Origin of the sequence: Vibrio sp. 10N.222.52.B12, assembly GCF_002875385.1 — a bacterium.
Classification (GTDB): Bacteria; Pseudomonadota; Gammaproteobacteria; order Enterobacterales; family Vibrionaceae; genus Vibrio; species Vibrio jasicida.
The window spans coordinates 1-12388 of sequence record NZ_MDAW01000021.1; the positions used below are offsets into that span (position 1 = coordinate 1).

Consider the following 12388-nt stretch of genomic DNA (forward strand, 5'->3'; position numbering starts at 1 on the left):
AAGATCTTCGACTAATTCTTAACGAATTAACGAATGTCTTCGGAAAATCTTGAATTAGATTTGACGAACCAGTATCAAAAAGGGCATCATTTGATGCCCTTTTTCTGCGCTCAACATTATTTTAGCTGTTTTCTTGTTCAGAATTTGGTTGAGAGTAGAGCAAGATTAGGCAGAGAAGCTTAATCTTAAGAGAGTAGCGCTGATTTTTTCAGCGATATGGAGTTTGCCCTGCAACAGCGGGGTTATTGTCGTCTATATTAAGACTTGTGACAGGTTGGTTTATGAAAGCAAATAATGCTGAAACTCCTGATAGCTCAAACGCAGCAGATACGTTTAAGTGGATTGCCGCTTTCGTATTAGCAGCGGCCGCTGTTGTGGGTAATTACCTGTATGGTGAGATGTCTGTAGTTGTTCGTGCTGCAGGCGTTGTTGTTCTTATTGCAGCTGCCCTAGGCGTTGCAGCGACAACGACTAAAGGTAAAGCAGCGATCAGTTTTGCAAAAGAATCTCGTATGGAAGTTCGTAAGGTTGTTTGGCCTACACGCCAAGAAACCATGCAAACAACACTGATTGTTTTAGCTGTAAGTATTGTAATGGCTCTAGTGCTATGGGGAATTGACGGCATCATGGTTCGTTTAGTTGCTCTAGCAACTGGGGTATAGAGGGTAGTGATTCATGAGTGAAGCTCCAAAAAAACGCTGGTATGTAGTTCAAGCCTTCTCTGGATTTGAAGGTCGTGTAGCTCAATCTCTACGTGAGCATATCAAAATGCACGCAATGGAAGAGCTATTCGGTGAAGTACTAGTTCCTACTGAAGAAGTAGTGGAAATGCGCGCGGGTCAGCGTCGTAAATCTGAACGTAAGTTTTTCCCAGGCTACGTCCTTGTTCAGATGATTATGAACGATGAATCATGGCACCTAGTACGCAGTGTGCCGCGTGTCATGGGCTTCATTGGTGGTACCTCAGACCGTCCAGCACCTATCACAGATAAAGAAGCTGACGCGATTCTTAACCGTCTTGAGAAAGCGAGTGAGTCTCCTCGTCCTCGTACAATGTACGAAGCGGGTGAAGTGGTACGTGTTAACGAAGGTCCATTTGCTGACTTCAATGGTACTGTTGAAGAAGTAGATTACGAGAAGAGCCGCCTGAAAGTGTCTGTATCGATCTTTGGTCGTGCAACACCAGTTGAGCTTGAATTTGGTCAAGTTGAAAAACTTGATTAAAAAAACACCTTTTTAAGGGTTGTCTAAGGCGCGAATTATGACTATAATTTCGCGCCTTTTTACTTCTCATGAAGTAAAGAGTTTTTACGTAAACGGGGAGCTGGTCAGCAGACTAGCGTTAGAACCCAAACTTTAGGAAATATCATGGCTAAGAAAGTTGAAGCTTACATCAAGCTACAAGTTGCTGCTGGCGCTGCGAACCCAAGTCCACCAGTTGGTCCTGCTCTAGGTCAACACGGTGTGAACATCATGGAATTCTGTAAAGCGTTCAACGCAAAAACAGAATCTATTGAGAAAGGTCTACCAACTCCAGTAGTTATCACAGTATACAGCGACCGTTCTTTCACGTTCGTAACTAAGACTCCACCTGCTGCTGTTCTTCTTAAGAAAGCTGCTGGCGTTAAGTCTGGTTCTGGTCGTCCAAACACTGAAAAAGTGGGCACTGTAACTGACGCTCAAATCCAAGAAATCGCAGAAACTAAAGCTGCTGATATGACTGGTGCTGACATCGAAGCGATGAAGCGTTCTATCGCTGGTACTGCTCGTTCAATGGGCCTAGTGGTAGAGGGTTAATAAGATGGCAAAACTAACTAAGCGCATGCGCGTAATCCGCGAAAAAGTTGACGTAACTAAAGAATACGAAATCAACGAAGCTGTTGCTCTTCTTCAAGAACTAGCTACTGCTAAATTCGTTGAGTCTGTAGACGTTGCTGTTAACCTAGGCATCGATGCTCGTAAATCTGACCAGAACGTACGTGGTGCAACTGTACTACCTCACGGTACTGGCCGCGACATCCGCGTAGCAGTGTTCACTCAAGGTGCAAACGCTGAAGCAGCTAAAGAAGCTGGCGCAGACATCGTAGGTATGGAAGATCTAGCTGAGCTAGTGAAGAAAGGCGAAATGAACTTTGACGTAGTTGTTGCTTCTCCAGATGCAATGCGCGTTGTAGGTCAACTAGGTACTATCCTAGGTCCTCGCGGTCTTATGCCAAACCCTAAAGTTGGTACTGTAACTCCTAACGTTGCTGAAGCAGTTAAAAACGCTAAAGCTGGTCAGGTTCGTTACCGTAACGACAAAAACGGCATCATCCACACTACTATCGGTAAAGCAAACTTCTCTGCTGAGCAGATCAAAGAGAACCTAGAGTCACTTCTAGTTGCTCTGAAGAAAGCTAAGCCATCTTCAGCGAAAGGTACTTTCCTGAAGAAAGTAAGCATCTCTACTACGATGGGTGCTGGTGTTGCAGTTGATCAGGCTAGCCTGAACACTCAAGCATAATTTATTTGCTTAGGCGCAAAATTTGTGTATAATTTTGCGCCTAATATTTGTGGTTGGGGCTGAACTTTGGTTCTTTGAACTGTCTCCTAGTTCGAAATGAATTAAGACCCAGTCTCCGTCCAAGACCGTAGGTGTTTGTGTCAAAACAAGCTTAATTATCCTACGTAGATGGTGCCCGAACTGACAGAAAGCTCTATGTAAATAGTTAACTTTCTTCTGGGAAGCACCTAAATAGCTCTCACTGTCGTGATGATAGTGAGTGGTGTAACGACAACCAGGAGTAAATCCAAGATGGCTTTAAACCTTCAAGACAAAAAAGCAATTGTTGCTGAAGTCAACGAAGCTGCCAGTGGTGCACTTTCTGCAGTTGTAGCTGATTCTCGTGGCGTTCAAGTTGGCGCGATGACTTCTCTACGTAAACAAGCTCGCGAAGCTGGCGTTTACATGAGAGTTGTTCGTAACACTCTTGCTCGTCGTGCGGTAGAAGGTACTGAGTACGAGTGTCTAACTGACACTTTCACTGGTCCTACGCTAATCGCATTCTCTAATGAGCACCCAGGTGCTGCAGCGCGTCTTTTCAAAGACTTCGCTAAAGAGAACAAAGATTTCGAGATCAAAGCTGCTGCATTTGAAGGCGCTTTAACTGACGCTGAAGTACTAGCAACACTACCAACTTACGACGAAGCAATCGCACGCCTAATGATGTGCATGAAAGAAGCTTCTGCTGGCAAGCTGGTACGTACTATCGCTGCTATCCGCGATCAAAAAGAAGAAGCAGCGGCTTAAGCCTTGCTTTTTACTGGTTGCAAAATAAACTTATTGTTGACTTAAAAGAGAATTGTTATGTCTATTACTAACGAGCAAATCCTAGACGCAGTTGCAGAAATGTCTGTAATGCAAGTTGTTGAACTAATCGAAGCTATGGAAGAAAAATTCGGTGTAACTGCTGCTGCTGCAGTAGTTGCAGGTGGCGCAGCAGGCGGCGAAGCTGCAGCTGAGCAAACTGAATTTGACGTAATCCTAACTGCAGCTGGCGGCAACAAAGTTGCTGTTATCAAAGCAGTACGTGGCGCAACTGGCCTAGGTCTTAAAGAAGCTAAAGCTCTTGTAGACGGCGCTCCAGCACCTCTAAAAGAAGGCGTTGAGAAAGCTGAAGCTGAAGCTCTTAAAGCTCAGCTAGAAGAAGCAGGCGCTTCTGTTGAAGTTAAGTAATTATTATTTAATTTCATAGCCTAACGGCTAATGGCTGGTGGTTTTTTAACCACCGGCCTTTTTGCGCTGTAGGGCATGAGCGAATTTTCCCGCTGTTTAAGCGTCTCATGTCTATGCAAAAAACATTTCATTCCTACGCAATGAAATGTCACTACAGTAAACAGCTATTTAGTCACTGTCCCTTACCCCCCTTAAGTAACTAGGTGCGGGCGGACGGTTTGGGTCACTTATCAGCGAGCTGAGGAACCCCATGGTTTACTCTTATACCGAGAAAAAGCGCATCCGTAAGGACTTTGGTACTCGTCCACAAGTTTTGGACATTCCATACCTGCTATCGATCCAGCTCGATTCGTTCGACAAATTCATCGAACAGGATCCTGAAGGTCAATACGGTCTTGAAGCTGCTTTCCGTTCTGTATTTCCAATTCAGAGCTACAACGGCAATTCTGAGCTGCAATACGTTAGCTACCGTCTTGGTGAGCCAGTTTTTGACGTTAAAGAATGTCAAATCCGCGGTGTAACTTACTCAAAGCCACTACGCGTAAAACTACGTCTAGTAATCTTTGATAAAGACGCACCAGCAGGTACTGTAAAAGACATTAAAGAACAAGAAGTCTACATGGGCGAAATTCCGCTTATGACAGACAATGGTACCTTCGTAATTAACGGTACCGAGAGGGTTATCGTATCCCAGCTGCACCGAAGCCCAGGCGTGTTCTTCGACAGCGATAAGGGTAAGACCCACTCTTCAGGTAAAGTTCTATATAACGCACGTGTAATTCCTTACCGTGGCTCATGGTTAGACTTTGAGTTCGATCCTAAGGATAACTTATACGTACGTATTGACCGTCGTCGTAAGCTACCAGCTTCGATCATCCTTCGTGCACTTGGTAAAACGTCAGAAGAAATCCTAGATATCTTCTTCGAAAAAGTGAACTTCGAAGTGAAAGACCAAACTCTACTAATGGAGTTGGTTCCTGATCGTCTACGTGGTGAAACTGCGTCATTCGACATCGAAGCGAACGGTAAAACTTACGTTGAGCAAGGTCGCCGCGTAACAGCTCGTCATATCCGCCAACTAGAAAAAGATGGCGTTGATCACATCGAAGTACCAGTTGAGTACATCGTTGGTAAAGTTGCATCGAAAGATTACATCAACGAAGCAACAGGCGAGATCATTGTTAACGCTAACCAGGAAATTAGCCTGGAAGCACTAGCGAACCTATCTCAGGCTGGCCACAAATCACTAGAAACGTTGTTCACCAACGATCTAGACCACGGTCCATTCATGTCAGAAACACTACGTATCGATAGCACTGTTGATCGTATTTCTGCACTGGTAGAAATCTACCGCATGATGCGCCCTGGTGAGCCACCAACAAAAGAAGCTGCAGAAGCACTATTCGAAAGCCTATTCTTCTCTGAAGAGCGTTACGATCTATCGACTGTTGGTCGTATGAAGTTCAACAGCTCTATCGGCCGTGAAGATGCTCAAGAGCAAGGCACACTTGACGAGCTAGACATCGTTGAAGTGATGAAGAAGCTTATCGCGATCCGCAACGGTAAAGGTGAAGTGGACGATATCGACCACCTTGGCAACCGTCGTATCCGTTCTGTAGGCGAAATGGCTGAGAACCAGTTCCGTGTAGGTCTAGTACGTGTTGAGCGTGCAGTTAAAGAGCGTCTAAGCCTAGGCGATCTTGACGCAATCATGCCTCAAGACCTGATCAACGCGAAACCAATCTCTGCAGCTGTTAAAGAATTCTTTGGCTCTTCACAGCTTTCACAGTTCATGGACCAAAACAACCCGCTATCAGAAGTAACGCACAAGCGTCGTATTTCTGCATTGGGTCCTGGCGGTCTAACTCGTGAGCGTGCTGGCTTCGAAGTACGTGACGTACACGTAACTCACTACGGTCGTCTATGTCCTATCGAAACGCCGGAAGGTCCAAACATCGGTCTGATCAACTCTCTATCTGCGTTTGCGCGTTGTAACGAGTACGGTTTCCTAGAGACGCCATACCGTCGCGTTGTAGATGGTGTTGTAACAGACGAAGTAGATTACCTATCTGCAATCGAAGAAGGCCAATTCGTTATCGCACAGGCTAACGCTGCGTTAACTGAAGAAGGCGGTTTTGCAGATGAGCTGATCACAGCTCGTCAAAAAGGTGAATCTGGTCTACACCCTCGTGAGCACGCTCAGTACATGGACGTTGCGACAAACCAGGTTGTATCTATCGCTGCCTCGCTTATCCCGTTCCTAGAACACGATGATGCGAACCGTGCATTGATGGGTGCGAACATGCAACGTCAGGCAGTTCCAACACTGAAAGCTGACAAACCGCTTGTTGGTACTGGTATTGAACGTAACGTAGCAGTTGACTCAGGTGTAACTGCAGTTGCTAAACGTGGTGGTGTAATCCAGTCAGTAGATGCTTCTCGTATCGTTGTTAAAGTGAACGAAGAAGAGCTAGTACCAGGTGAAGCTGGTATCGACATCTACAACCTAACTAAATACACACGTTCTAACCAGAACACATGTATTAACCAGCGCCCATGTGTGATGCCAGGTGAACCTGTATCACGCGGTGACGTTCTTGCTGATGGTCCTTCAACAGACCTTGGTGAACTAGCGCTTGGTCAAAACATGCGTATCGCGTTCATGCCTTGGAACGGTTACAACTTCGAAGACTCGATCTTAGTATCTGAGCGCGTAGTTCAAGAAGACCGTTTCACGACTATCCACATCCAAGAACTTACTTGTGTGGCGCGTGATACTAAGCTTGGTTCTGAAGAGATCACTGCTGATATTCCAAACGTAGGTGAATCTGCTCTGTCTAAACTAGACGAGTCAGGTATCGTTTACATCGGTGCTGAAGTTAAGGGTGGCGACATCCTAGTTGGTAAAGTAACACCTAAAGGTGAAACTCAGCTAACGCCTGAAGAGAAGCTACTACGTGCAATCTTCGGTGAAAAAGCATCTGACGTTAAAGATACTTCACTACGTGTACCTAACTCTGTATCAGGTACGATTATCGACGTTCAAGTCTTCACTCGCGATGGCGTAGAGAAAGACAAGCGTGCGCTTGAAATCGAACAAATGCAGCTTAAAGAAGCGAAGAAAGACCTAACTGAAGAATTCCAGATTCTTGAGGGTGGCCTTCTAAACCGCGTTAAAGCTGTACTGATCGATGGTGGTTACTCTGAAGCGAAACTAGACACAACTGATCGTAAGAAGTGGCTAGAACTAACGCTAGAAGACGATGCACTACAATCACAGCTTGAGCAACTTGCTGAGCAGTGGGACGAGCTAAAAGCTGACTTCGATAAGAAATTCGAAACTAAGCGTCGCAAGATCACTCAAGGTGATGATCTAGCACCTGGCGTACTGAAGATCGTTAAGGTTTACCTAGCGGTTAAACGTCGTATCCAGCCTGGTGATAAGATGGCGGGTCGTCACGGTAACAAGGGTGTAATCTCTAAGATCAACCCTGTTGAAGACATGCCATACGATGAGAAAGGTCAGCCTGTAGACATCGTACTTAACCCACTGGGTGTACCTTCGCGTATGAACATCGGTCAGATCCTAGAAGTACACTTAGGTCTGGCAGCGAAAGGTATCGGTGACAAGATCAACCAGATGGTTAAAGAGCAGCAAGAACTAGCGAAATTCCGCGAGTTCCTACAAAAAGTTTACGACCTAGGCGAAACTCGCCAGAAAGTAGACATTGCTTCTCTATCTGATGACGAAGTTCGTACTCTGATCAAGAACCTACGTGGCGGTCTACCAATCGCGACTCCAGTATTTGACGGTGCACCAGAAGCGTCTATTAAAGCGCTACTGAAACTAGCAGACCTACCAGAATCTGGTCAGCTAAAACTGTTTGATGGTCGCACGGGTGACCAGTTTGAGCGTCCTGTAACGGTAGGTTACATGTACATGCTGAAACTGAACCACCTTGTTGATGACAAGATGCACGCTCGTTCAACTGGTTCGTACAGCCTAGTAACTCAGCAACCACTTGGTGGTAAAGCTCAGTTCGGTGGTCAGCGTTTCGGTGAGATGGAAGTATGGGCACTAGAAGCATACGGTGCTGCTTACACTCTACAAGAAATGCTAACGGTTAAGTCGGATGACGTTAACGGCCGTACTAAGATGTACAAAAACATCGTAGACGGTAACCACAGCATGGAACCTGGTATGCCAGAATCGTTCAACGTACTGTTGAAAGAGATTCGCTCGCTAGGTATCAACATCGAGCTAGAAGACGAAGAGTAATCTCTTTTCTCTTGACCAAGGTTGAGAGAACCAAAAAGCGATTATTTGGTAGAAGGTGCTCACTTTAGCGAGTGAGCTCCTTTTAACTCCTTACAGGAGCTGATTGTGAAAGACTTATTAAACTTTCTAAAAGCACAGCATAAGACCGAAGAATTTGATGCTATCAAAATCGGTCTATCTTCTCCGGACATGATCCGTTCATGGTCTTTCGGTGAAGTTAAAAAACCTGAAACGATCAACTATCGTACGTTCAAACCTGAACGCGATGGTCTGTTCTGTGCGCGTATCTTTGGTCCAGTTAAAGACTACGAATGTCTTTGTGGTAAGTACAAGCGCCTGAAGCACCGTGGTGTTATCTGTGAGAAGTGTGGTGTAGAAGTTACACAAACTAAAGTTCGTCGTGACCGTATGGGCCACATCGAGCTAGCATCACCAGTAGCTCACATCTGGTTCCTAAAATCGCTACCGTCTCGTATCGGTCTACTAATGGATATCCCACTACGTGATATCGAGCGTGTTCTTTACTTCGAAATGTACGTAGTAACTGAACCAGGTATGACTGATCTAGAAAAATCTCAGATGCTTACTGAAGAAGAGTATCTGGATCGTCTAGAAGAGTGGGGTGATGAGTTCACTGCTAAGATGGGTGCAGAAGCTATCAAGGACCTACTAGGTTCTATGGATATGCACGCTGAAGCTGAACAAATGCGCGAAGAGCTAGAAACAACTAACTCTGAAACTAAGCGTAAGAAAGTCACTAAGCGTCTGAAACTGGTAGAAGCGTTTATTCAATCTGGCAACAACCCAGAGTGGATGATCCTGACTGTACTTCCAGTTCTTCCGCCAGATCTACGTCCTCTAGTACCACTAGATGGCGGTCGTTTTGCGACTTCAGATCTGAACGACCTATACCGTCGTGTGATCAACCGTAACAACCGTTTGAAGCGTCTTCTAGAGCTAGCTGCTCCGGACATCATCGTACGTAACGAAAAACGTATGCTGCAAGAGTCTGTTGATGCGCTACTAGATAACGGTCGTCGTGGTCGTGCGATCACAGGTTCTAACAAGCGTCCTCTGAAATCTCTTGCTGATATGATCAAGGGTAAGCAAGGTCGTTTCCGTCAGAACCTTCTAGGTAAACGTGTAGACTACTCTGGCCGTTCTGTAATCACAGTAGGTCCATACCTTCGTCTACACCAGTGTGGTCTTCCTAAGAAGATGGCACTTGAGCTATTCAAACCATTCATCTACAGCAAGCTAGAGACTCGTGGTCTTGCGACTACAATCAAAGCTGCTAAGAAAATGGTAGAGCGTGAAGAAGCAGTCGTTTGGGATATCCTAGACGAAGTAATCCGTGAACACCCAGTACTGTTGAACCGTGCACCTACACTTCACCGTCTAGGTATCCAGGCGTTCGAACCAGTACTAATCGAAGGTAAAGCGATTCAGCTACACCCACTAGTGTGTGCGGCATACAACGCGGACTTCGATGGTGACCAAATGGCGGTTCACGTGCCTCTAACTCTAGAAGCACAGCTTGAAGCTCGTACTCTGATGATGTCGACAAACAACATTCTGTCGCCAGCGTCAGGTGATCCGATCATCGTACCTTCTCAGGACGTTGTATTGGGTCTTTACTACATGACTCGTGACAAGATCAACGTGAAAGGTGAAGGCATGTACCTTTCTGGCCCTGCAGAGGCTGAGAAAGCATACCGCACTAAGACCGCTGAGCTACACGCACGCGTTAAAGTACGTATTACAGAAACAGTTGTAGACGAAGATGGCAACAGCACTACTGAGACTAAGATGGTTGATACAACTATCGGTCGTGCAATGCTATGGCAAATCGTGCCATCGGGCCTACCGTACAGCATCGTTAACCAAAAGCTAGGTAAGAAACAGATCTCTAACCTACTTAACGAGGCATACCGTAAGCTTGGTCTTAAAGATACAGTAATCTTTGCTGACCAAATCATGTACACCGGTTTCGCATACGCGGCACTATCTGGTGTATCTGTTGGTATCGACGACATGGTTGTACCGCCAGCTAAGTACACTGAAATCGCAGAAGCGGAAGAAGAAGTACGTGAAATCCAGGAACAGTACCAATCTGGTCTTGTTACTGCGGGCGAGCGCTACAACAAAGTGATTGATATCTGGGCATCGACCAACGATCGCGTAGCAAAAGCGATGATGGCAAACCTTTCATCTGAAACGGTAGTTAACCGTGACGGTGAAGAAGAGCAACAAGAATCGTTTAACAGCATCTACATGATGGCTGACTCGGGTGCTCGTGGTTCTGCAGCTCAGATTCGTCAGCTAGCGGGTATGCGTGGTCTGATGGCGCGTCCAGATGGTTCAATCATCGAAACGCCGATCACAGCGAACTTTAAAGAAGGTCTAAACGTACTTCAGTACTTTATCTCAACGCACGGTGCTCGTAAGGGTCTTGCGGATACGGCACTGAAAACAGCGAACTCGGGTTACCTAACTCGTCGTCTAGTAGACGTTGCTCAAGACGTTGTTGTAACTGAACATGACTGTGGCACTCACGAGGGTGTTGACATGATGCCTCACATCGAGGGTGGTGATGTTAAGGTTGCACTAACTGAGCTAGCGCTAGGTCGTGTAGTAGCTGAAGACGTTCTTAAGCCAGGCACAGAAGATGTTCTGATCCCACGTAACACTCTAATTGATGAGAAGTGGTGTCAGATCATGGAAGAGAACTCTGTAGACAGCATGCGCGTACGCTCTGTTGTTACATGTGACTCTGACTTCGGTTGTTGTGCACAGTGTTACGGTCGTGACCTAGCACGTGGTCACCTAGTGAACCAAGGTGAAGCAGTAGGCGTTATCGCTGCTCAGTCTATCGGTGAACCGGGTACACAGCTTACGATGCGTACGTTCCACATCGGTGGTGCGGCATCTACTGCAGCAGCAGAGAACAGCATCCAAGCGAAGACAACTGGTACAGTTAAACTGCACAACGCTAAGTTCGTAATCAACAAAGATAAGAAGCTAGTAATCACGTCTCGTGCATCTGAGCTAACTATCATTGATGAATTCGGTCGTACTAAAGAGAAGCACAAACTTCCTTACGGTTCGATGCTAAGCAAAGGCGACAACGATGCAGTAGCAGCTGGTGACGTTGTTGCTAACTGGGAAGCGCACACCATGCCAATCATCACTGAAGTGGCAGGTCGCATCCAGTTCGTAGACATGATCGACGGTGTTACAGTTTCTCGTCAAACAGATGACCTAACAGGTCTATCTTCAAGCGAAGTCACTGACCCAGCAGCTCGCCCAGCAGCAGGTAAAGATATGCGTCCAGCTATCAAACTTGTTGATGAGCAAGGTAACGACGTAATGATCCCTGGTACTGAAATGCCAGCTCACTACTTCCTACCTGGTAAAGCGATTGTAAACATCGAAGACGGCGCAGAAGTAGGTGTGGGTGATACACTTTCACGTATCCCTCAAAAATCTGGCGGTAACAAAGATATCACCGGTGGTCTACCACGCGTAGCTGACCTATTCGAAGCTCGTAAGCCTAAAGAGCCTGCGATTCTTGCTGAGCACACAGGTACTGTGAGCTTCGGTAAAGAGACGAAGGGTAAACGTCGTCTAGTAATCACTCGTGACGGCGGTGACGCTTACGAAGAGATGATTCCTAAGCATCGTCAGTTGAACGTATTTGAAGGTGAGCGTGTTGAACGTGGTGACGTGATCGCAGATGGTCCAGAGTCTCCACATGACATTCTACGTCTACGTGGCGTACACGCTGTAACTCAGTACATCGCTAACGAAGTACAAGAAGTTTATCGTCTACAAGGCGTTAAGATTAACGATAAGCACATCGAGACTATCGTTCGTCAAATGCTACGTAAGTGTACAATTACTCACGCAGGTGACTCTGAGTTCCTACCTGGCGAGCAAGTTGAATACTCACAAGTTAAGATTTCTAACCGTAACCTAGAAGCTGAAGGCAAAGAGCCAGCACGTTTCGAGCGTGAGCTACTAGGTATCACTAAGGCATCTCTAGCGACTGAGTCATTCATCTCTGCGGCATCGTTCCAGGAGACAACTCGCGTACTAACAGAAGCTGCGGTTTCTGGTAAGCGTGATGACCTACGTGGTCTGAAAGAGAACGTAATTGTTGGTCGTCTGATCCCAGCTGGTACTGGTTTCGCATACCACCAAGATCGTCAAGCTAAACGTGCTGAAGCGCAAGAAGGTCCATCTGCTGAACAAGCAACAGATAACCTAGCGGCACTTCTAAACGCTGGCTTCTCTTCTGACGAGTAATCGTTAAGAGCTTAAAAGAAAAGGCACCTTCGGGTGCCTTTTTTGTTTGAAGTGTACCGTCCTAAATAACCTGAACTCGGGATAAA

Annotated in this window: 8 protein-coding genes; all 8 read left to right on the plus strand. The window is 46.1% G+C overall.

The window, feature by feature from the left end:
- Window positions 1-281: 281 nt before the first annotated feature.
- Window positions 282-662 carry a preprotein translocase subunit SecE gene (gene secE / locus BCT11_RS01255; RefSeq protein ID WP_005440549.1) on the plus strand — a complete coding sequence of 127 codons (381 nt, stop codon included), beginning with the start codon at window positions 282-284 and terminating at the stop codon, window positions 660-662.
- 13 nt (window positions 663-675) lie between these two features.
- Window positions 676-1224, plus strand: coding sequence for a transcription termination/antitermination protein NusG (gene nusG, locus BCT11_RS01260; protein ID WP_005440551.1), 549 nt, complete (start codon window positions 676-678; stop codon window positions 1222-1224).
- 144 nt (window positions 1225-1368) lie between these two features.
- Complete coding sequence (gene rplK, locus BCT11_RS01265; RefSeq protein ID WP_005440554.1) at window positions 1369-1797, plus strand: 50S ribosomal protein L11; 429 nt, start codon at window positions 1369-1371, stop codon at window positions 1795-1797.
- 4 nt (window positions 1798-1801) lie between these two features.
- A complete protein-coding gene (gene rplA, locus BCT11_RS01270) occupies window positions 1802-2503 on the plus strand; it encodes a 50S ribosomal protein L1 (protein ID WP_038873427.1) in 702 nt (233 codons plus the stop codon).
- Between the two features lie 291 nt (window positions 2504-2794).
- On the plus strand, window positions 2795-3289 hold the full coding sequence (gene rplJ / locus BCT11_RS01275; protein ID WP_005440560.1) for a 50S ribosomal protein L10: 495 nt from the start codon (window positions 2795-2797) through the stop codon (window positions 3287-3289).
- Window positions 3290-3346: 57 nt separating this feature from the next.
- Window positions 3347-3715 carry a 50S ribosomal protein L7/L12 gene (gene rplL, locus BCT11_RS01280; protein ID WP_005440561.1) on the plus strand — a complete coding sequence of 123 codons (369 nt, stop codon included), beginning with the start codon at window positions 3347-3349 and terminating at the stop codon, window positions 3713-3715.
- Between the two features lie 250 nt (window positions 3716-3965).
- A complete protein-coding gene (rpoB, locus tag BCT11_RS01285) occupies window positions 3966-7994 on the plus strand; it encodes a DNA-directed RNA polymerase subunit beta (protein WP_009705466.1) in 4029 nt (1342 codons plus the stop codon).
- 105 nt (window positions 7995-8099) lie between these two features.
- Window positions 8100-12302 (plus strand): DNA-directed RNA polymerase subunit beta', encoded by a 4203-nt coding sequence (rpoC, locus tag BCT11_RS01290; protein ID WP_102386902.1) that lies wholly within the window; start codon window positions 8100-8102, stop codon window positions 12300-12302.
- Window positions 12303-12388 lie beyond the last annotated feature (86 nt).